Source organism: Enterobacter cloacae complex sp. 2021EL-01169, assembly GCF_020733125.1.
GTDB classification, from domain to species: Bacteria; Pseudomonadota; Gammaproteobacteria; order Enterobacterales; family Enterobacteriaceae; genus Enterobacter; species Enterobacter roggenkampii.
The window spans coordinates 20,706-42,209 of record NZ_JAJFTC010000013.1; the positions used below are offsets into that span (position 1 = coordinate 20,706).

The following is a 21,504-nucleotide window of genomic DNA, read 5'->3' on the forward strand; positions in this document are numbered from 1 at the left end:
AAGAAAACAAATTGGTTACTAATACGGAATTAGCATCCGTAGAAGTACAAAGTGACAACGCCACATAGTTGTTCGGCAACGGATGAGAAGGAGATCGGGAATGAAAAATTACAGCGAGATGACGGACTTTGAGATTAACTGCCTGGTCGCGGAAGCCACCGGCCATCGACCGCTTATCTCACAATATGGCTGGAAAGGCTCACAGGAAGGCGATTACACAGCAGTGGTCGCCATCGGCCCGAACGGAGCCGGAACCTTCGACTGGTGTAACGATCCGGAAGATGCGTGGGACATTATTTATCGACACAGAATCGGCGTAATCCCCACCAGACAGCCTGGCGAGTGGAGAGCGGCCCACAGAAAGGTGGATAGCTCAACGCCACAACATCTGATCCAGAACCCTAACCCTTTCAGAGCGGCAATGACCGTGTTCCTTTTAATGCAGGAGAAAAAGCGTGAAGAAACTGTATGACGCGGCCAACGCTGCGCTGGATGTAGTGGATACCGAAATTGCCCAGGGCTTCCCGGAGCCAGAATGGGCGACGCAGCTGCGTGAGGCGATTGCAGAGATGAACGCACCGGAACCTTCAGAAGATGAAGCCGACTGGCAGCGTTTCATCAGAATGTACGCGGAAGAGATTGGCCCGACGCCCACCGCTGAACAGGCCATGCTGCTCAAGTACTTCAAGGAGGCTGGAGAGAATCTGCCGGTTGATGATACACCGCACTGGTTTCACGCCGCCTGGCGTAAGTTCGACGTGATCTACACCCGCGGTATGGGAAGTAAAGATATGGTCGTCTGGCATCTGATGCACATCGATAAAGCTGTCGACCGCACGCTGGAGAAGTTCTTTCCACCAGCCTGAACACAATGATTGTGCGCCGCATGGCGCACATTAATATAAATAAGTACTTACCAACAAGGAGAAGACACATGAAGATTTTGGTTCGAGTTTCAGCCAGCACCGACTATGACGTTTACCCGCTATTCATGGTCAAGTGCGATGGGCTGAACGATGAAGAAATTCAAGCGGCAATTGAGCGCAATCTCGTTGAGTACACTGGCATGGATGCAGATTCTGTGTATGTCGACGATGACGGTGTTTGTTGGCACAACGGTAGTTGCTGGTACGTCGACGACACGATGCCGGTAAGCGATGAAGACGCGGCTCATCTTGAGCGTATCTTAGGTATCAGCACTTTTGAGTGATATTTACAGCAAAAAATATATAAGTTAGTATCTACCTATCATGAAAACTGTATTAGACACTTTATTACTTATTGTCTCGATAGCTTTTGTGCTCGATTGCATCTTCACCGGAGCAATCCGTAAAGCGCTGGCGCCTGTTAATGGCGCGATGATTAATGCGCTGGCCGTAGTGCTGGTATTCGACTCAGCATTTGGCGTTATCAAAGGAGTCGTGGCATGAAGAAAATAGCCCTGGCTCTGGTGCTGCTCTCCCTCCCAGTCTACGCGGACACATACGTCTATGAGTGTGAGATGTCAGTGGCCGAAGTGAAAAACAACGTGATCCGCAATGTCGTCAAAGCCAGCTACGGCGCGATGGTTGTGGACAGCGGCGAACAGTTTTATGTTGTGCGCGATGATCGCGTCCTGTCTTCCCCCTATCTCACCGAACGTAACGGCAAACTGACTGGCGTGGGTGAAGATAAGTTCGTTTACAACAAATCAGGTGATGTCTACGGCGTTCACGCGAAGAACGCCAGCTATCTTTTCGATGACTGCAAGGAGGTTGGTTGATGGCGGTTACACTGGCAGGTCTGGAAATCGAAAAAACAAGCGGCTACTGGCGTGCCAAAGGGTTTAAGCAACCTGGCGTGCTGGAACGTCTGGAACGTGAGGACGGTGTCATTGTCCACCAGCGTCGCGAATGGCGCATGTACGATCCGGAAACAGGTAAGCTCACGACGAAGGCCGGGACACTCTGGGGTCTGCTGAAGAAAATCCACTGATAACACTAACCACTGCGGTGAGTAGCCAGCTCACCGCGTGCGTATCCTGCTCATAACCACTGTGGTGAGTAGAACACCATTCAGGTATGCAATCCAACCACTGTAGTGAGTAAAACGCCTGCCGTGACATCCGGTATCCACTGTAGTGAGTAAAGTGGCGATTATCGACGTCGCTATCCACTGTAGGGAGTAAACAGGCGTTCATTCGCAGCAAACAACCACTATAGCGAGTGATGGAATGCGCTCTCCAGCGGATATCCACTATAGAGAGTAAACCTTCACTGTTTTCAGCGGATATCTACTCACTACAGTGGTTAGTAAACCCAGCCAACCGATTCTGCTCTCCACAGTGGATAGCCAATAACGAAGGGAACAACGATAACCACTATAGAGAGTAGATTTAACAAGATACCCAGTGACCACTAACCTCGCAGCCCTTGATTCATCTAGGTTTGTAACCACTAACATTTATTTCGTTGTTTGCGTGCCACTGCCTACAGTGGTTACTCTTCGGTTGCTGTTACTCACTACAGTGGATAGCGGATTCCAGATAAACAAAAGGCTCACTACAGTGGATAGTGAGCCTTTCTACTCTCTACAGTGGTTGGGCTATTTACGAGTTTTAGCTTTGCGCAGCTCTTCGAGAATCGCCAGTTCTTCCTTGCTTAACATGACCATCTCACCGTCTTTTTCTTCAGGAACAACATCGATGATGTCCTCCTGATCATCACCAGGCAAGCTATCTTCCTGCTCTTCTGGTTCTTCCGGCGCAGCTTTAACTGGTGGCAATGCCGGGCGTAACTTCGGCCGCCTATAGTGGATGATGAAGTAGACCGAGCTGCCGCGCTTCACTTCGGTGTAATCGAGATAGCCGATCTCACGCAGCTGCTCCATCGCCTTCCTGACTGTCGCGTTCTGGGTAATGGTGCGGCTGGTTAAGTTAAGTCTGGCGCGTAAGCGAGCCAGCGAGATTGGTGCCGGGTCAGGTGGCAAACTTTCGATGAAGGTGTAGAGCGCCTGCGCGGATTCTTTTCTGGAGAGTTCGTTAATTGCCCGGAGTTGCAGAAGAACCTTTTTGTCGAACTGGTAGAGTTCGAAAATCTTAGGATCAGCCTGCAGCGAGACCGTGTCGTTCTTTGTGCTGTACTTTGCTGTCTGCACAAGGTGCGTCACGTAATACTCATCAGAGCCTTTACTGCGGAATGAGATAGTGTTTGTGGCAATACGAGTTAGAGAACTGTCCAGGCGCTTGCGTAACTTCGCGGACGATCTGGCCGTTGGTATGCCACAGAGCCTGACGAACTCGACGAACGGTAACGTGACGGTGTCGCCAACAACCTTGTGCTTGGCGAACGCGTGGATGATGCCTACCCACGTTTTGAAGTCGTTATCCATATCCAGACGAACGCCGGAGATCCTTATGTCCTCGTACCCTTCGGCTTTGGCCAGAGACAGCTGTTTGAGTTCAGCAGAGGCGTCCATAGAGACCATTTGCCCCTTTCTGCCCCTGGCGGTCGATTTCAGCGTCGGAACGAAGAGACCAAGACGCATCAGAGCAACAGGCTGAACTGTGTTGTTGGTGTTAGGAACTAACGTAACAACTTCACCGGTCTTTTTGTCTGTTTCTGAGAATGCTTCAACGATCGCTATGTTTTTATTGCCGTTTTCGCTCATTCCAAGTGTCTCTTTTTATTCGACCGCTTTGGTGGCCTTTGCTGATTACAGTGGATAGTAGCACTCATCGCAGCGGTTATCCTACCGCCTATAGTGGTTTTTCTACTCTCTACAGTGGTTGGTTTACTCTTCATAGTGGCTGATCTTCTCTCTATAGTGGATATCGATCACCTCTAAGGCCATGTGGCACAACGGTTTGCGGGGTACGGGGATCTTTTTGGGTCTTTGTGGGTCTATTTGGTTCTCTTTAGGATCTGAATTACTGGATCGGGCCTGTGTATAAAAATCAGGTAATTGCAAAACCAGCCATCACTCCCCTTCTGGGGATAATGTGTGGTCGAAACAAACACGCCTGAACGCAAAACTTCCAACATCTCTATGAATATCAGCCACCTGACGTAGAAAAACAGGCACTGAGTTATCCAGTTAAGACAATGTCTCCTACTCACTACAGTGGATACCGACCACTCTCCAGAGAGGTTGTTTTGCTCTTCATAGCGGTTATTATGCTCTCTACAGAGGTTACTTTCCTCCCCATAGTGGATAGTAACCCCCTCTCAGGCCAGTAACCGCAACGGCTGGAGACGATCGGGGATCTCTTTTGATCTTCTGTAGGATCTCTCTGGGGATCTAATTATTGGATCGGTCCTGTGAATAATGGGTATAAGTAAAACAGGCATTTGCAAACATCGGTGCGCCTTGTCAGTTATCGTTGCCCCGGACAAAACTATTTGAATAAGAACTATGGATCTCAAACGCACGCGCTGGGTTCGCCGTCTTGAAGATGGCTCCTACACCATTGAATCGAACACTAGCCTGAACAAACAGAAGTTGCTCTGCGACCTGTGCGGCATTGCGTCGAAGTGCCCGATTAACGAAACCCGGCTCAAACTCCACGACGCCGGGGCGCACTTCCACCTGAACAACTGCATACGTTACGTGCCACTGCTGGCATTTCGTAAACCGATCATCGGATTAGACGCACCCTACTTCAACACACTCCGCTCTGGTGTAACATGGCGAGACCGGGTCGAACCTGGCAAGCTCGTTTGTCTGGTTGAGGCTGATACTGGAAATATCATCCGGTTCGGGAGAGTCGATAAGGTCTACTCCGGCCCGGTGGATGAGATGCTGCGGAAACACAGCCGGTTTAACCATCTCTGCATGGGTGGAGAGAAGATCGAGAAGGTTGGCGAAGTGATCCGCAAATCCTACGGACACTTCCTGAACGACGACAGCCTTCTTACGGCCATCTACATTCGCCATGTCGATCGGGAGTTCGATACGGAGTATCACAGTGCTGAAGAGTTGAATCTTGTCGACCCTCGCCCAAAAGCTGGGGTAATCGACATCAGCGTAGCGCGTCAGAAGCCCCCTGAGACGTTTTAAACGTAAACTCATGGTTTTACCGGGGCATAAAATATGGTGTCTTAGAAAGACACTGAGAGCTTTAGGGATTAATACATGAGTGAATTTTATTCAAGGGCAGCAACTGTGGCAGACATGCCATTTATCATGGGTGAGTTCGAAGACGGCGCACGCAAGGGTCACTTCTACGAAGAGATCCTCACATCAAAGGGGGGTAAAACCTTTGAGAAGCAGACCAGGCTGGCCATCAAGACGAACGAGCAGGGCCAATACTCCGGGCATTATATCTACATCCTGCTGCGCCGTTCTGATGACAAAAAAGCAGGGCTAATCTGGTTCTGTGCCGCACTCGATCCAACCGGTGCGCCACGACTTGAACTCCGTGCCGTCAGTATCGTCAAAGAGCTACGCGGGAAAGGCTATGGGTCAATGCTGGTGTCCGACATGATCGATTCAAACCCGAGCCAGCCGATGATGGCGAAGTGCTACGTCAAATCCTCGCAAATGGCCGACATGCTAAAACGCAGAGGTTTTCACCTTTTCGACACGTCCCCCAAAGGCACGCAGATGCTGTTTCGCGATCCGAAGTAATAAGCCCCCATACGGTTGAGATATTGTCACCACCATAAAAATAAGTAGGTATTTACTTATATATTTTGTCATAATCGTGTGCCTGTAGATTTTCTTCTGTGCCGTGTTGTCTGGGTTGCTCGCCTCTCAAACACGCTTAACATCTGTATCAAAATAACCACAAAGGAAAAGACACATGACATTGCCATACGGGGTGATATCAGATCCCCATTATCATCGTTGGGATGCTTTTGCGACAACAAACGCTGACGGGCTGAACTCTCGACTGGAGATCCAACTGGACGCCACGAAAGAAGCAGCCAAAGCCATGAAAGCTGCGGGCTGTAAGTACATGCTGGTGGCTGGTGATACTTTCCATGTTCGTGGTGCTATATCACCTTCCGTCCTGCATTTCGTGACTGAAACTTACGAGTGGATCATCAAAGAGTTGGGCCTCGAAGTGGTTATGCTGGCCGGCAACCACGACCTCGAAACCAACGATTCCGTATACAGCGCCAATGCAGCGGCCTCTCTGCGCTCAATCGGTGTGGAAATTGTCTGCGGCAAACGTCCTCACTCCATCAAAATGGGCGACGTAACCGTCCACCTGATTAGCTGGCGTAACAACCACGCAGAGCTTATTAGCGACCTCAAAACACTGCGTTCCGGGCTGGATGGCGACAATCACGATGTCGTTGTGCATACCTCGATCAACAAAGCGATCCCCACCATGCCAGATGTCGGCATCGACGCACAGGAACTGAAAGATATCGGCTTCCGTTTGTTGCTGTCCGGACACTACCACAACCACAAAGAAGTGCTGCCTGGAGTGGTTAGCATCGGGGCGCTGACGCACCAGAATTGGGGCGATGTTGGCTCGCTGGCTGGCTTCATGATCGTCAACCCTGACGGCACATTCACCCACTACGAAACCTCCGCACCCAAGTTCGTCAACCTTGAGGACGATGTGGAAGACGACCAAATTCGCGGTAACTACGTGCGCTTCCGTGCCGTTGTGGAGAGCGATGAAGAAGGCATCAAAATCCAGAACGTCCTGAAAACAATGGGCGCGAAGGGTGTCGTCTGCAACTTCATCCGCAAGGCATCGATGATGGAAGGCACTGCCAGTACTGCGGAGACCAGCAAAATAGACAGCCTGGGCGAGTCCGTCGCGGCGTACTGCAAAATCGTTCACGACACTGACGGCGGCTTCGACCTGAGCAAGCTGGACATGCTATGTCAGGAGATCCTGACCGAAGCGGAGAGTGCGGAGGCAGTGTGAGAACGAGCCATTCTGGGAGCTTTCGGGACTTCATCTCCACGATGAAAAGACTTGAACGAGGCCAGACGGTGATGTTCCACAAGCCCTACCCACCCAACGGAAACCCTGTGGCGTTTTATCTGGGAAGACTGAGCAAACAAGGCGTACTGAAACGGAGATCTTTCCCGGCCCACACAGAGTTTCAACTGCGAAAAGGCCAGCATTTGAATCAAAAAGTTAGAGGCATTGTATGAAATTTCTAAAGCTCCAGGTTGAGAACTTCATGGCGTTAGCCAGCGCCGAAGTTGAGTTAGACCAACGCGGTCTGGTGCTCATTCAGGGTGTTAACAGTGGCGACTCTTCTGCTGCCAGCAATGGTGCGGGCAAATCGACATTGATGAACAGCCTGATGTGGTGTCTGTATGGCGAAACTGCGCATGGCGTCAAAGGTGACGACGTGCTGTCTACAGGTCACGAGAAAAACTGTCGTGTGATGGTGACTGTTGAGGATGAAGGAAAGCGTTACGCCATCATTCGCCACCGCAAACACAAAGAGTTCAAGAACCGGCTGATCGTCCGTGGCGAAGACGGTGATATGACCAAAGGCAAAGACACACTGACGCAGGAGTTCGTTGAACGCCTGATTGGTGCATCGAAAGAGGTGTTCATGGCGTCCATCTACGCCAGTCAGGAAGCAATGCCTGATCTGCCGGGTATGTCCGACAAGAACCTCAAAACCATCGTTGAAGAAGCCGCTGGCGTCGACCGGTTAACGCGAGCCTATGCCATTGCTCGCGAGCGTGCTAATGCAGCTGCCGCACGCATGGATGTTACCAAATCCAAAATGGACGCCTGTCTCACGCTTATCGAGACCGCGCAGTCAGAGATTGAGGCGGCCAAAGCGTCCTCTGATAGTTGGGAGCGCGATCGCGGCGAACGTCTGGACAAGGCCCGCGTCGATTTGGCTGGCGCGGAGGTAACGCTGTCCGAAGTCGTGATGGAAATTCGCTCGCTGCCGGAACAGATCCGGGATACGGAAAACGCGATTGCTGGCGAACGCAGTAAGCTGGCCTCCAAAGAAGAGCATGACGCCAAACTGCTGAAGGTGCGCGGTGCGATTACGGAGATCCGCTCAAGCATCCGCACTTCAGAAGCGGCACAGAACGAGTCCATGAACCGTGCTCGCTCGTTTAAAACCAAAGCAGAAGAGGTTGGCACAAAGGTCGGAGCACCTTGTGTTACGTGCGGAAAGCCCTACTGCGAAGAAGATTTGTCCACCGTAAAGGAGAGTTTCATTGAACAAGCGCGTAATGAGATCGGCCAGGCGCAGGCATCAGCAGCGGCAGTGGCTCAACACAAAGCTCGTCTTGAGAAAGCGCTCGGCATCGAGTCTGCACTGGTCGCAGCCACACCCGACGTATCAGAAATCATCGCCAGAATCGAACGCCTGACCAATGAGCTAAGTGCGCTGCGTCATCGAGAACGTGAAGTTGTGGCCGTCGAAGCGATGGTGGCGCGGGCACGTACCGACATGAATCGCATTATGGCAGAGGTAAACCCATTTCTGGCCGTTATTAAACGTCATGAAGACAACCTTGCTGCCAATAAATCTAATCATTCAGTACTTAAAAATGAGTTAAAGAGTATTCAGGAGCAGGCTCTGTTGCTGGAGAAAGCTCGCCAGGTTTACTCCCCAGCTGGTGTGCGTTCACACATCCTGACCTCTGTTACGCCTTTCCTTAACATCAGAACTGCGGAGTATCTCAACACGCTGTCGGACGGCAACATCGTTGCCGAATGGTCGACAATGGAGACAACGAAGAAAGGCGAGTATCGCGACAAATTCAATATCAGCGTAACCAAAACAGGCTCCAGCAAATCCTTCCAGACGTTGTCTGGTGGCGAGAAGCGTAAGGTACGCATTGCGTGCTCTCTTGCTTTGCAGGATCTGGTTGCCAGTCGCGCCAGTAAGAATATCGAGCTGTTTATCGGCGATGAAATTGACGACGCGCTCGACACTGCCGGTCTGGAGCGTCTCATGGGGATTCTGGAAGCCAAAGCGCGTGAACGCGGCACAGTGATGATCATTTCCCACAAAGAGATGAAATCGTGGTTCCGGGAAACCATCACAGTCGAAGTCAAAGAGGGTCGCAGCTATGTCGTTTAACTTGAGCCGAACGCAGTTTTTGCAGATGTTTGCCGTGATGCAGTCTATAAAGCTGATAAACCACCATACGGCAAAAGCAGCTGCGCCTGCACTTTTGTGGAAAAACGAAAACATCAATGACGACCAGTTCTCGGTATTAACCAGTCTGCTGTCATCGACTCCGTTGATGCCGAGTTTGTCTATGCTGCCGTCAGGAAGCACTGCGCCGATCCTTATTAATCCATTTACGGAAGGTGGATATCTCCCACATTCTGGGCCGGGGTTCGTTGTGATTCCTGAAACCGGAACGCTGAACATCCAAGAAAATGCGCTCTTCAATGCGATGGAGACGCACATCAGCACCGCATTCACTAATCTGATTCGACACGCTAACGCACGCGCGGATCACGTTGCAATGCCGGGTGCTGCTTTCGCCAGCTTCTCTGTTGACTATGACCGACACGCGCCAATTTCAAAGCGGGCGAAACTCTGCTTTTACGAGGAGGGATGTGAAGTAGCGATTATTGAAGTACTTCTCCCCCATGTATTCAGCGCGAATGAAACGGCTGCACGCCATCTGATCGACATCATGCGGCATTTCATCGGCCAGAGCATGATCGATGCAGACATTGCTGCAGGCGTTCTAACCAACGATAGCATTCACGTTGTTAGCGACATTCCGAAGCCGCCAACTCGCGAGCCGGAAAAGACACTTGAACAGAAACTAATGGAATGCCCAACCTGGGCTACGTGGTAAGGAGACCAAAAATGAGTAAAACCATTCGTGTGGTCGGCGTCGACCCTTCAATGAGCAACTTTGGCCTGGCGATTGGCACGCTGGATCTGGAAACGGATAAGCTGGACATTCATGGCCTGACATTGGTGGAAACCAAAGCTGGCGGCAACAAGAAGACGGTTCGCGTAAACAGCGACGATCTGCGCCGCGCTAATGAAATCTGGCGTACCGCCAAGCCCATAATCGAGCAGGCTCATATGGTGTTTTGCGAATTGCCGGTTGGTAGCCAATCGAGTCGCTCTCAGACCTCATACGGCATCTGTATTGGCGTACTGGCGTGCGTGGATAAGCCACTGATACAGGTCACGCCAAACGAGATTAAGCACTATGTCGGGAATAAGCTGACCACGTCGAAGGAAGAGATCATTCAGTGGGCTACGCAGAAGCAGCCAAACGCCCCGTGGTTGCGCCGTAAGCAATCTGGTAAGGAAGTGCTGGTGAATAAAAACGAGCACCTTGCGGACGCTGTCGCGTCGATTTACACCGGTATGCAAACAGATCAATTCCTTCAGGTTCGCGATGTTCTTGCAGGAATTTTATAAGTCGGTAATTGATAGGTAAGTACTTATCTATTAACATGAGGCCACTATATTTAGTGGCCTTTTTTATTGGGTGATACATGATAAGCATCGTAAAACGTAACGGTTCCACTGAGCCGTTGTCAGAGGAAAAATACAACCGCGTTGTGATGTGGGGAGTCGAAAACATTCGCAACGTTAGCGCGTCTGCTGTCGCTATGGGCGCTGCTGCCAGCATTTTCGACGGAATGACCACCTGCCAGCTGCATGAGGCGCTGGTAAAGTCCGCTGCCGATCTGATCTCTCCGGAAACCCCGAACTACTCGCAGGTTGCCGCGCGACTGAGCCTGTTCAAGATCCGCAAGGACGCCTTCGGCCAGTATGACTACCCGAATTTCTACAATCACATCGTCAGCAACGTCAGTCGTGGCGTTTACGATGAAGACCTTCTCAAGTACTACTCTCAGGAAGAAATTGCCGAGCTGGGCGTGTACATCAAGCCTAAGCGCGACGAATACTTCGGCTATGCCGCCACCGTGCAGCTGGCGAGCAAGTATCTCGTTCAAAACCGAGTAACTGGCGCTATCTACGAAGGGCCACAGCAACTCTATATGCTGGTCGGCATGTGCCTGTTCCAGAATTGGGAAGATGGCTGCGCCGGTAAGACGCGTCTGGAGATGGTCAAAGGCTTCTACGATGTGACCAGTACATTCAAGCTGTCTCTGCCAACGCCAATTATGGCCGGCGTGCGCACCCCTACTCGCCAGTTCTCCAGCTGCGTGCTGATTGAAGCTGCTGATAGTCTGAAAGGGATTAGCGCTGCGTCTTCCGCAATCATTGACTACGTGTCACGTCGCGCGGGAATTGGTATTGGCTTTGGGCGTCTGCGTGCGCTGGGAAGTGAGATCCGCAATGGCGAGGCCACCCACACTGGCGTTATTCCATTCCTGAAACACTTCCAGACAGCTGTGAAATCCTGCTCTCAGGGCGGTGTTCGCGGCGGCGCTGCTACAGCGTTCTATCCGATCTGGCACTTGGAAGTAGAAAGCCTGCTGGTGCTGAAAAACAACCGTGGCATTGAAGAGAACCGCGTTCGTCATCTCGACTATGGCGTGATGATTAACCGTCTGATGTATCGCCGCCTGGTGCGCAACGAAAACATTACGCTGTTCAGCCCACACGATGTGCCGGGCCTGTACGACGCGTTCTTTGTTGATCAGGACAAGTTCGAAGAGCTGTACCTGAAGTACGAAGCCGACGAGAGCATCCGTAAGAAATCTATCCCGGCCGTCGACCTGTTCTCTACGCTGATGCAGGAGCGTGCCTCTACTGGTCGTGTTTACATTGCCAACGTCGACCACATGAACGATCACGGCGCATTCGTTCCGGAAATTGCACCGGTACACCAGTCCAATCTCTGCATGGAGATCACGCTACCGACCAAGCCACTGGCGTTCACTGACGATCCGAACGGGGAAATCGCGCTTTGCACTCTGTCTGCGTTTAACCTGGGCGCGATCCGCACGTTGGACTCACTGAAAGACGTGGCGTTCTACGCTGTGGCGGCACTGGACTCTCTGCTCGACTATCAGGACTACCCGATGGCTGCTGCAGAAATCCCGGCTAAAGCACGTCGTAGCCTGGGCATTGGCGTAACCAACTTTGCCTACTATCTGGCGAAGAACGGCTTTAACTACTCTGACACTGCGGGCAACCAGCTGGTGCATGAGACCTTCGAAGCCATTCAGTACTACCTGCTCGATGCGAGCTGCCGACTGGCCGAAGCGAAAGGTGCATGTGACTGGTTCTCCCACACCAAATATGCACAGGGCCAGCTGCCAGTCGACCACTATCGCAAAACGCTGGATACCAACCCGGAGACCTCTTTCGAGCTGAAAATGCCGTGGGAAGAGCTGCGTGGCCGTATCCGTGAGCATGGTCTGCGTAACTCCACTCTGACCGCCCAAATGCCGTGCGAGACGTCCAGTCAGATCACCAACTCCACCAATGGTATTGAGCCGCCCCGCGGCCCGGTGTCCGTGAAGTCGTCCAAAGACGGCATCGTGAAGATGGTCGTTCCGGACTTCGCGCAACTGAAAGACCAGTACGAGTACCTGTGGGATATGCCGGACAACCGCGGCTATCTGACTAAGGTGGCCATCATTCAGAAGTTCTTCGATCAGGCCATCTCTGCGAACACCAACTACGACCCGACTCGCTTCCCTGGCGACAAGGTTCCAATGATGAAGCTGCTGGAAGACCTGCTGTTTGCGTATCAGCAAGGTGTGAAGACGCTTTATTACCACAACACGCGTGATGGCGCTGGTAAGCGTGATGACGACGATCAGGTGTCAGAACCTTCCGCTGCGGAGGTTGTTGAGCCAGAAGATGAGTGCGATGGTGCGTGCAAAATCTGATGAGCGTGGGGAGAAATCCCCACCTTTTCATTGAGTTGAGCACCTTGTTTAAACCAATAAGATAACAATTTGTTTAAAGCCACTCGATAACATTCAGAGGGAAACACATGACTTATTCTACTTTCCGTTTGGGCGCTAACGACGCAACGAAGGAACCTATGTTCCTCGGCCAGTCTGTCAACGTAGCACGCTACGATCAGCAAAAGTACCGTGACTTCGAAAAGCTGATTGAGAAACAACTCTCGTTCTTCTGGCGCCCTGAAGAAGTCGACATTACCACTGACCGCATCGACTTCAATACCAAGCTGCAAGAGCACGAACGCCATATTTTCCTGAGCAACCTGCGTTACCAGACGCTGTTGGATTCCGTTCAGGGTCGCAGTCCTAACGCAACACTGCTGCCGCTGATCTCCATTCCTGAGCTGGAGACATGGGTCGAGACCTGGTCGTTCTCCGAGACGATTCACAGCCGCAGCTATACGCACATTATCCGCGGTATGGTGGATGACCCGAGCATCGTTTTCGACGGCATCGTCACGGACGAAGAGATCATCAGCCGGGCTGTAAGCATCTCAAGCGAATATGACAGGCTGTACGAAATGACCTGCGCTCGCCAGCATCTTGGCGAAGACGAATTTGAACGGCTGTATGTCAGCGAGTTTGATGGCAAGCCCTACCCTCTCCAGCGCCAGCTGTTCCGAACACTGGTGTCGGTGAATGCACTGGAGGCGATTCGCTTCTACGTGAGCTTTGCGTGTACGTTCGCCTTTGGTGAGCGGAAGCTGCTGGAGGGCAACACGAAGATCATGCGCTTCATCGCGCGCGACGAGGCTCTGCATTGCGAAGGTACTGAACGCATGATCCGCTTTATGCGTACCGGTCGTGAAGGTCTGATGTGGAAGATGATTGCCGCAGAAGAAGAGAGCTTCATCTATCAGACCATGATGGACGTGGCCGGGCAGGAAATGCGCTGGGCTGACTATCTGTTTAAAGACGGCTCAATGATTGGCTTGAATGCCGACATCCTCAAAAGCTATGTGAAATACCGCACCAACCTGGCAATGCGTCGTCTTGGGCTGCGACCGCTGTTCCCGGAAATCAAAGACGATCCACTGGTATGGATGAACAAATGGCTGCTGTCAGACACCCTGCAGATCGCTCCGCAGGAAGCTGAACAAAGCAACTACCTCGTTGGCCAGATTGACTCCGCTGTCGATCGCTCCGGCCTGAGCCAGTTCGCAGACCTTTAAGCCGAGTTTAACCACTTTGTGGCCTGGCGCTGCTGGGTCACAATTGACGTATCAAATGAAGTCCAAAGGAAAGAAAGAAGACATGAAATTTACGAAACTGACCGATCATCTGAAACTTGCCGCAGACAAACTCGTGGGATTTAAGGCAGAGCCTTACGAGTTGAATCCCGGTTTTGGCAAGGCAACGGAAAGCATCTACCTGATGGTTGACCAGTTCCACACACTGTTTCATCACCCACGCCGTGCCATTCCAGATCCGGCACTACTGCGTCTGCGTGCCAAGCTGATCCACGAAGAAGCTGTTACCGAGGGCATCCCGGCAGCTAAAAACGGGGACATGACGGCGCTGCTGGATGCGATGGCTGACTTCCTTTACGTGGGCGTCGGCACAATGGTGGCCATCAAAGGCGGTATCTCTACAGGTATGAGCTACTACACCCAAGAGCAGAGTGTTGATCGCTTCATCCACACCATCATGGTTCCAGGCAACACGGTCTTTGACGACATGGCCATCCCGTTTGAAGAAGCAAAAGAAGCTGCATTAATGCTGAATGCGCTGGCTGACAAACTCGAAGCGAAGCCGATTAGCGATTCCGAATTGGTGCAGGAGCTGCGCCGCGTGATGAATAAAATCTACGTTGCCTGCATGATGACCTACCGCCTGGCTGATTTTCTCGGTATCGATATTGTTGAGCTGGTGGCAGAAATCCATCGTTCCAACATGACCAAGCTGTGGCCGGCTGGCGCCGAAGAGCGTCGTGTGGCGGTAGAGAATTGCAAATACGACAAGGAAGATCTGGGCTTCCGCCACGCTGAAGGGACTGACATGATGATTGGCTTCAGAGTTTCTGATGGCAAGATCCTCAAATCCCCAACCTACAGCGATGTGGATCTGACTCGCTTTGTTGAGAAGGCGAAAGCCTCATCTCTTTACGAGATGGTAAAAAAATAATTGTAAGTATCCACTTATCATTATATATTGCCTGGGCGTGTTTTATTGTCCAAGTTCTTAATTGCTCATTGCAATGGTGGCCTAAGAGCCACCATTTTTTTTACTCCCCTCCTAGCCTTACACACTTCTGACAGATAAACTTGTATAAAATAATATGTATGTACTTACTTATCTTGTGTGAGGTTGATTTTGTCTATCCTACTGAATCGAGACTTTACGAACGGTCAGTTTGCCAGTGGTTCGTATGCCAAAGTGGTTGAAACGGTGCTCAACACTGGCGTTCACGCGGGTGATCGCACCGGAACCGGCACAAAAAGCGTTTCATATGTCCCTTCCTACTACATGCTGACGGGAGGCTCTGTTCCACTTATCTCCGGAAAAGCCGTCAACCTGAAGCCGTTACTGGTTGAGCTGGAGTGGTATCTCAAAGGAACGGGCAACATCCAGTTCCTGAAAGACAATGGCGTCAAAATCTGGGATGCCTGGGCTGATGAAAATGGCGATTTAGGCCCGGTCTATGGCAAACAATGGCGTCGGTGGGAAGATACCCGCATCGTGAGCCATAGCGAGTATTTGAGCAAAATCGACACGTTCCGTGAGCGCGGGTACAAGGTCGAGGGGTATCTGGGCGTAAGTGAAGATCGCGTTGTGTTGTCCCGTGAAATCGACCAGCTACAGCGTATCGTTCACACGCTTCGCACCAACCCGACAGATCGTCGCATCCTGCTGAATGCCTGGAATGTTGGCGAACTGGAAGATATGAAGCTGCCGCCATGCCATTTCGTGTTTTCACTGTGGAGTCGCGAGCTGGACTTTGAGACTCGACTGACGATGGCCACCGACATTGGCATCCAGCACAACCGCCACGGCCACGAATCCATTTACACCCAGATGCTGTGTCTTCTGGAAAGAGATGGCGGCATTACTGAGAACATGCTGGACGAGCTGGGCATCCCGAAACGCATTCTGAACTCATGTCTGGTGCAGCGCAGCGTCGATACCTTTGTTGGTATGCCGTTCAACATCGCCGGTTACGGCATTCTCACCCACTTCCTCGCGAAGATCACCGGCCACATGGCTGGCGCATTCGTGCATTTTGGCTTTGACGTTCATCTCTACGACAACCACATGGAAGGCGTTGAGGAGCTGATGAAGCGCGAGCCGCCCAAAGAGTCCGACCCGGTTGTCATTTTTCCGCATGAATGGGCCGAACTGGACGACTTCAAATGGGAAGGTGTGCAGGTGTGCGGCTACAGCCCTCTTCCGTGGATCAAGGTTCCAGTGGCGGTGTGATATGGCCAGAGGGATGTATGTGTTGTGTGAAATTGAAGGTGTGCTGGCGAGAGCCAGCCATCGCAAAGCAGTGTCTGATGCGGATGCAGGCGCTCTCATTACCGGTGATGAACTCATCTTTCCCACCAGCCGCATGTTGCGTGGTTTTGCTCGCTCCGGTGCTGAAGTGGTGCTTATCAGTAGTCGTCCGGAAGCGCTCGAAGGCCCAACCAAACGCTGGCTGAAGGACTTCGGCATTGATTATGACTGGCTCCACCTTGTTCCGCGCGGTGTCAGTTTTGAAACCCATATCAAGCGCACGCTGGCAGAGCACAAAGGCGACTTACTTATCGCCGCACTGGTTCATGATCCGCGTCTGCGTTCTGCGCTGGCAGATTCTCACCAGCGACCAACCATCTATGAGGTAAGCCAATGAAGATGATTGCAGCTGTCGGCCGCAACTATGAAATCGGCATTGGCAACGAACTTCCCTGGCGTTGCCCGACCGATCTGAAACTGTTCAAACAACTCACCAAAAACGCCACTGTCGTGATGGGACGCAAGACGATGGAAAGTCTCAAGCGCCCGCTGCCAGAGCGCCATAACCTCGTTTTGACGCGCTCTCGTGGGTATATCCCCAATGGGTTCTACCCCGCTGGCATCGATGACGTTTTGAGACTGCCAGATCCGGTCTGGGTGATTGGTGGCGGGCAGATTTACTCGCTCTTTATGCCACACGTAGAAGAGATCTGGCTGTCGCATATTGGCGTGGATGTGCCGGGCGCGGATGCGTTCTTCCCGGCGCCAATGATGCGTTCTTTAGGGTTCGTACCAGTCGAAACGGCTTATACCCAACGTGCAAATGAGGATGAGCCTGGCTTTTTGCAGATCGTATACAGAAGGTCGTAATGGATTACCGGATTGGAATCACTGGCGCACAGGGCAGTGGAAAAACAACCCTGGCAAGGTACATCGATGCGCATTATGGCATTCCGTATGTGGATGCCGGCGTTGGCAAGCTGATGGGCAGTCTGGGGGTGAAGGTTGGCGAGCGTTTGCCCCTTTACGAACGTCTTCAGGTTCAGATGGAGATTGCCAGACATATCGAGATGATCACCCGCGGCGTTGAAGGTTTTGTTATCGACCGCACGCCAGCCGATGTCATGGCTTATACGCTTGACCTGGTCGGCCAGACCAACGAAGACCGCTGCATCGAGCTGGCTCTCGACATTGAGCAGTTTTGCCACAAAGCGGCCATTTCCAACTTCAATGCTATCGCGGGTCTTCGCCCGGGCGTTGAGCTTTCCAACAAAGATCTCGCGCGTCCCCAGCGAGGATCGCTTGACCGTCTCTATGTTGCTCGCATCGATGCACTTATGTGCGGTGAGCTGACGAAAATCAACACGCTTCCCCAAACCGGCGATCTGCAGGTGTTCGTTATCTCTGAAAAGTGCCGCACGGTTGAAGCGCGAGCCAGATCGGTATTGCGAGTGCTGGACAGAGCCGCTGAAAACATCGAGCGCCGTATAACAGGACGAGTGACCTTCCACTGAATATTGCTCCCCTGTTGGGCAGTGTGACAATAAGACACGCGAAATGAATCGAGGAAAAACAGAATGATAGATGAACTTCCCCTCTCGGATGAATTAGATCGTAAAGCGATTGAAGCACTGATCCGCATTGCTGACGAACAATCCCGCTCTTTGATGAGTGAACGTGAAGCACGTCTGGCTATCCGCGCAGTGTTTGAGTCCGTTCAAGGGCTTGTTGGGGAAGAGGTTGGCGAAGCCATCAATGTGGCGATGTCGCAGTTCAATGGCGGCACCAAGCGCCCTCTGTTTCCTATGCACCTCAAACTCTCAGGCGGTACGGTTTTGTACGTGTCCGTCTGCCTGGAGACCAACCAAATCCAGATCCTCAACACATCAACGGGCGAATGGCGCGAGCCGGTCGTCTGCGAAAGTGGCGAGGACGCACTGAAAAAGGCTGCTCAGTTTGTGCGTGGCGCACTGCTGAAAGGCGCGAAGAAGCTGTAAGGAGTACCAATGACCACGATTGTCGGTGGCGTCGATATTGAGTCCACAGGGCTGGACTTCACATCCGGCCACAAAATTATCGAAATCGCGATAACCCGTTATGAACTGGAAACCCAGAAGCACATCGACAGCCTTGAGATGCGCTTCAACCCGCGTCGCAGTATCGATCCGAAGGCGCAGGCAGTGCATGGCATTTCACTGGAAGATCTGGCGACGGAACCGCTACTGGCTGACCACGCAGGCAAGATTGCTGCGTACATGGGCGCATGTAGCGCGTTAGTCGCCCATAACGGAGAGGCTTTTGACCTTCCGTTCATTCGCCACGAGTTCGGTAGCTATGGGGTGAAATTGCCAGATATCCCTCTGGTTGACTCCATGCTGGATGGCTTGTGGGCTACCGAGGATGGGAAGCGCCCACGCCTGGAAGAGCTGGCGTTCTCACTTGGCTTCACTTACGACCGTGAGAAGGCCCACAGCGCTCTCTACGATACTGACCTGATGATGCAGTGTTTCTTCAAAGCCCGAGAGAAATACGGCTTCTTCGAACTCCCATTCGAAAGCGCCTGATGGCGCTTTTTCTTTGCCTTCAGTTCTTCTAACTGCCTGTAATTATGACTTTTCCGCCTGATAGGTTTTGCCAGAATACGCTCAACCAAAACGCGGAAACGCACCAACGAAAACATAAGGAGTTAAAAATGAGCGCAGTTACAAACACTGTTAAAAACGATGACCTGGACGAACTGACTGCAATGTTGCAATCTCTCGACGAACCAGTGCAGAAAGCTGCGAAAATGAGCGGTGTCGACGAGATCGACGATCTTCTCTCTGGTCTGGATGATGCAATCGCAAAACCAGTCGAGGCGGTGGCGGATGAAGTCATGAATGCCAGCTCTACCGGCGATCTGAGTAGCGTTCTGGAAGAGCTTGAGATTGAGCACGAATCGGTGAAGGTCGAGGAACCAGAGCGTGACCTTGTTGCGGAGATAGTGAACGAGACAGCGCCTGAACTTGACGCTCGAAGTACTGAGACTACCGGTACAGATCCAACCCCTTTACCTTCAGTGGCGTCAGAGCCTAAACCTGAAGAAGAGCAGCCAAAACGCCAGAAGGCAAAATCAGAGCGTACACCGGCCAAACCTCGCTTCACGCTGGAAGGTAAGGACGAATCGTTCTATGCGACAGCCGGTCTGGAAAGTGAGAGCTTTACTGCCGCATTCGAAGGGGCGCCAGTCAAAGCGAAAGACAAGATCTTAAACCTTTTGAACTGGTTTAGTGGTGGGCCGGAAATCAGCGTCTACACGGTAATCGCAATGCGCCATATCCTTGACGCGAACACGGCGACCAGCAATAGCATTAAACTGGCGCTAATGAGCAACCCGGAAAAACCATATCCGCTCAACACCGCTTCGACTCAGGCTGGTCAGATGATGGCTGTGTTTCCAGCTACTGGCATTGCCACCAGGGAAGGTGGAAATCTAACCCTTAATAAAGAGTCGCCGATCGTCAAAAAATTCATAGCGGAGTATTCCATTGGATGATGTTCCCCTACCCGATCTAAAGCCCCCTGAGAGCTTTAGGACGCTGGGTAAGCCAATCGCATACCCAGCATCGATAAAACGCGCCAGAGAGCTTCCCGTTTGCGGATCTGGCGCGTTCTTCTTTGTTTGCTATCCGTTGGATTAAATGAAAAAATAGGTAAGTGTTTACCTATTAAAGCAAAGTAATGATCGCAGCCGAAAAAATCAAAAAGCGAGAGCGTGATGCCTCTCTTCGCGACCTTTGGCGCACACCGCAGTGGTTGTTTGTCGCCATCCAACGTTACATAGGCGTAAAGTTCGATGTGGACGTCGCCTGCAACAAAGATAATGCCCTCCTGCCGAACTTTATCGGTGTTGAGCGTGATGCGCTCAAGTGCAGCTGGGGAGAACCTGGCACTGTGGCGTTCCTTAACCCGCCCTACTCCAAAATCACCCCCTGGATAGACGCAGCTATTCGCGAGCAGGCGCGTGGAGTGACGACAGTCATGTTGATACCACAATCCCTCGATACGCAGTGGTACGAGCGTGCGGCTGAATGCGCCAACGAAACCGTCATCTTGTCTGGCGGCCGCGTGGCGTTCGTTGAGCCGGATGTTGAACTTGGGCTGGTGGAGGTGAACATCAACCCTGGTGGTAGCATGTTGCTTATCTTCCGTGGCTACTGTCAGGAAGCTGGGCACACCATCAGCAAGATACCGCTGGCGGTGATGAAAAAGCTGGGTGGTTATGATCCTGCCAATGTTGTCAGGAAGAAGAGACCACGTAAAAAGGCAGCGTAAACACCAGTCTGGGAGTTAGTTTGAGAACCTGCTTCCGTATATATAAATAACTAAGTACTAATTATTAATATATACAGACGCAGGCTTTTTAAGACGTGATTTCCAAACAACTCCCAGACCGTTTTACACCTCCAGAACCCACTGGAACCCCTCTTCAGACGCTCTAGAATCGATTTTATGAACCACAGTAAGGAAAACTATCATGGTATACCCGACGAACGTCGTAGCGCTCGTTGAGAGCGATTTTCTGGCCAAAGTGCGCGACATGATGAAAGATCGCGATAAGGCTTTCAGTCTCTACGAATGGTCGCTCAAATGTCTTCATTCAGGCGAGCACAAAGAGCTGGTGGAGCAGCTGTTAGGGGAACTCATCAATGAGGTGTTTGCCCTGAACGTCCAGCTTCATGGGCGAGAAAATAATCAATCGAAATAATCGGTAAGTACTTACCATTTAAAACGCAGATCGCCAGTGATAAAATCTACCCGCTTTCCGGATTGATTCCGGCAGCTCGACCTGATGGGTGGGGGATAGCGTCACTGGCGTCAGGTTTAAAAAAGCTCACTACCAGCGTAGAACCGGCACCGTTTAGGGGTTGGGGAAGGGGGAACCAAAGTGAGCAGAGAGAAGGGTCACTTTATGATTGTCGAGTCTGGAGTGTTTCGAGAGGTTGAATCCAGTACTCCCCTTCATAAAGTGTGGGAAGATCTCGGTTCTGGGGTGCTGTCATCCATAACTTCCCAAGCCTAAGCTGGCAGTAGACTTAGGTCATAACTTTTCAGGTTATGTAACGACCAGGTTGGTGAGGAAATTTTGTACTCACCTCCCTGGGAGAGTATTACCTGAAAAGACAACCTCTCACTTCGTTCGAGGTGAACTTCACTCACTTCGTTCGTTCAGTTCAGGTTTTAATAAAACCTGTTCTGGGAAGTAAGTTTTTCTTTTCTAAAAATTT

26 protein-coding genes are annotated in these 21,504 nt (G+C 51.6%); 25 read left to right on the top strand and 1 reads right to left on the bottom strand.

The annotated features are described in order from the left end of the window. The first annotated feature begins 100 nt into the window (after positions 1–100). The 6 genes from LLF79_RS21810 to LLF79_RS21835 all read left to right on the top strand — a co-directional run bounded on the left by LLF79_RS21810 (position 101) and on the right by LLF79_RS21835 (position 1,974). Positions 101–472 carry a DUF2591 domain-containing protein gene (locus tag LLF79_RS21810; RefSeq protein WP_022649904.1) on the top strand — a complete coding sequence of 124 codons (372 nt, stop codon included), beginning with the start codon at positions 101–103 and terminating at the stop codon, positions 470–472. Next, on the top strand, positions 456–866 hold the full coding sequence (locus LLF79_RS21815) for a hypothetical protein (RefSeq protein ID WP_004110040.1): 411 nt from the start codon (positions 456–458) through the stop codon (positions 864–866). Before LLF79_RS21810 ends, LLF79_RS21815 begins: the two co-directional genes overlap by 17 nt. Before the next feature lie 68 nt (positions 867–934). After that, entirely contained in the window at positions 935–1,210 is a 276-nt protein-coding gene (locus tag LLF79_RS21820) for a hypothetical protein (protein WP_022649905.1), read from the top strand. A gap of 40 nt (positions 1,211–1,250) precedes the next feature. After that, the gene (locus LLF79_RS21825) at positions 1,251–1,430 is read left to right on the top strand and encodes a hypothetical protein (protein ID WP_022649906.1); all 180 of its coding nucleotides are present in this window, start codon (positions 1,251–1,253) and stop codon (positions 1,428–1,430) included. Continuing rightward, positions 1,427–1,762, top strand: coding sequence for a hypothetical protein (locus LLF79_RS21830; RefSeq protein ID WP_022649907.1), 336 nt, complete (start codon positions 1,427–1,429; stop codon positions 1,760–1,762). The genes LLF79_RS21825 and LLF79_RS21830 overlap by 4 nt, the downstream gene beginning before the upstream one ends. Further along, complete coding sequence (locus tag LLF79_RS21835; protein WP_006812558.1) at positions 1,762–1,974, top strand: hypothetical protein; 213 nt, start codon at positions 1,762–1,764, stop codon at positions 1,972–1,974. Before LLF79_RS21830 ends, LLF79_RS21835 begins: the two co-directional genes overlap by 1 nt. A 609-nt stretch (positions 1,975–2,583) precedes the next feature. Here the strand turns inward: LLF79_RS21835 and repA are convergent. Next, complete coding sequence (repA, locus tag LLF79_RS21840; protein ID WP_016051671.1) at positions 2,584–3,648, bottom strand: replication protein RepA; 1,065 nt, start codon at positions 3,646–3,648, stop codon at positions 2,584–2,586. Positions 3,649–4,392: 744 nt separating this feature from the next. Here repA and LLF79_RS21845 point away from each other — a divergent pair. The 19 genes from LLF79_RS21845 (at position 4,393) to LLF79_RS21935 (ending at position 20,984) form a co-directional block, all read left to right on the top strand. Continuing rightward, positions 4,393–5,037 (top strand): hypothetical protein, encoded by a 645-nt coding sequence (locus LLF79_RS21845; RefSeq protein WP_049002211.1) that lies wholly within the window; start codon positions 4,393–4,395, stop codon positions 5,035–5,037. A 114-nt stretch (positions 5,038–5,151) separates the two neighbouring features. Next, positions 5,152–5,607: a GNAT family N-acetyltransferase gene (locus tag LLF79_RS21850; protein ID WP_227880427.1), complete on the top strand. Its 456-nt coding sequence runs from the start codon at positions 5,152–5,154 to the stop codon at positions 5,605–5,607. A 175-nt stretch (positions 5,608–5,782) separates the two neighbouring features. Next, the gene (locus LLF79_RS21855; RefSeq protein WP_022649910.1) at positions 5,783–6,868 is read left to right on the top strand and encodes a metallophosphoesterase; all 1,086 of its coding nucleotides are present in this window, start codon (positions 5,783–5,785) and stop codon (positions 6,866–6,868) included. Next, on the top strand, positions 6,823–7,101 hold the full coding sequence (locus LLF79_RS21860) for a hypothetical protein (RefSeq protein WP_045261882.1): 279 nt from the start codon (positions 6,823–6,825) through the stop codon (positions 7,099–7,101). The genes LLF79_RS21855 and LLF79_RS21860 overlap by 46 nt, the downstream gene beginning before the upstream one ends. Continuing rightward, positions 7,098–9,014 (top strand): AAA family ATPase, encoded by a 1,917-nt coding sequence (locus LLF79_RS21865; RefSeq protein ID WP_022649911.1) that lies wholly within the window; start codon positions 7,098–7,100, stop codon positions 9,012–9,014. Before LLF79_RS21860 ends, LLF79_RS21865 begins: the two co-directional genes overlap by 4 nt. Next, entirely contained in the window at positions 9,004–9,750 is a 747-nt protein-coding gene (locus LLF79_RS21870; RefSeq protein WP_004110014.1) for a hypothetical protein, read from the top strand. The genes LLF79_RS21865 and LLF79_RS21870 overlap by 11 nt, the downstream gene beginning before the upstream one ends. An 11-nt stretch (positions 9,751–9,761) precedes the next feature. Next, positions 9,762–10,331, top strand: a complete 570-nt coding sequence (locus tag LLF79_RS21875; RefSeq protein ID WP_022649912.1) for a hypothetical protein — start codon at positions 9,762–9,764, stop codon at positions 10,329–10,331. Positions 10,332–10,408: 77 nt separating this feature from the next. After that, entirely contained in the window at positions 10,409–12,724 is a 2,316-nt protein-coding gene (gene nrdA / locus LLF79_RS21880) for a class 1a ribonucleoside-diphosphate reductase subunit alpha (RefSeq protein WP_022649913.1), read from the top strand. 107 nt (positions 12,725–12,831) lie between these two features. Continuing rightward, the gene (gene nrdB / locus LLF79_RS21885; protein ID WP_002231164.1) at positions 12,832–13,974 is read left to right on the top strand and encodes a class Ia ribonucleoside-diphosphate reductase subunit beta; all 1,143 of its coding nucleotides are present in this window, start codon (positions 12,832–12,834) and stop codon (positions 13,972–13,974) included. 82 nt (positions 13,975–14,056) lie between these two features. Beyond that, complete coding sequence (locus tag LLF79_RS21890; RefSeq protein ID WP_227880415.1) at positions 14,057–14,926, top strand: phosphoribosyl-ATP pyrophosphohydrolase; 870 nt, start codon at positions 14,057–14,059, stop codon at positions 14,924–14,926. Between the two features lie 189 nt (positions 14,927–15,115). After that, complete coding sequence (locus LLF79_RS21895; RefSeq protein ID WP_022649915.1) at positions 15,116–16,219, top strand: thymidylate synthase; 1,104 nt, start codon at positions 15,116–15,118, stop codon at positions 16,217–16,219. Positions 16,220–16,238: 19 nt separating this feature from the next. Further along, on the top strand, positions 16,239–16,634 hold the full coding sequence (locus LLF79_RS21900; protein ID WP_023315986.1) for a hypothetical protein: 396 nt from the start codon (positions 16,239–16,241) through the stop codon (positions 16,632–16,634). After that, on the top strand, positions 16,631–17,107 hold the full coding sequence (gene dfrA51, locus LLF79_RS21905; RefSeq protein ID WP_000781812.1) for a trimethoprim-resistant dihydrofolate reductase DfrA51: 477 nt from the start codon (positions 16,631–16,633) through the stop codon (positions 17,105–17,107). Before LLF79_RS21900 ends, dfrA51 begins: the two co-directional genes overlap by 4 nt. Then, the gene (locus LLF79_RS21910; RefSeq protein WP_227880416.1) at positions 17,107–17,751 is read left to right on the top strand and encodes an AAA family ATPase; all 645 of its coding nucleotides are present in this window, start codon (positions 17,107–17,109) and stop codon (positions 17,749–17,751) included. Before dfrA51 ends, LLF79_RS21910 begins: the two co-directional genes overlap by 1 nt. 63 nt (positions 17,752–17,814) lie before the next feature. Further along, complete coding sequence (locus LLF79_RS21915) at positions 17,815–18,234, top strand: hypothetical protein (RefSeq protein WP_004109992.1); 420 nt, start codon at positions 17,815–17,817, stop codon at positions 18,232–18,234. 9 nt (positions 18,235–18,243) lie between these two features. Further along, positions 18,244–18,801, top strand: coding sequence for a 3'-5' exonuclease (locus LLF79_RS21920; RefSeq protein ID WP_049002213.1), 558 nt, complete (start codon positions 18,244–18,246; stop codon positions 18,799–18,801). A gap of 128 nt (positions 18,802–18,929) precedes the next feature. Then, positions 18,930–19,772: a hypothetical protein gene (locus tag LLF79_RS21925; protein WP_049002214.1), complete on the top strand. Its 843-nt coding sequence runs from the start codon at positions 18,930–18,932 to the stop codon at positions 19,770–19,772. Positions 19,773–19,957: 185 nt separating this feature from the next. Then, a complete protein-coding gene (locus tag LLF79_RS21930) occupies positions 19,958–20,551 on the top strand; it encodes a phage N-6-adenine-methyltransferase (protein WP_004109976.1) in 594 nt (197 codons plus the stop codon). Between the two features lie 202 nt (positions 20,552–20,753). After that, positions 20,754–20,984 (top strand): hypothetical protein, encoded by a 231-nt coding sequence (locus LLF79_RS21935; RefSeq protein ID WP_000262979.1) that lies wholly within the window; start codon positions 20,754–20,756, stop codon positions 20,982–20,984. Positions 20,985–21,504: the final 520 nt, after the last annotated feature.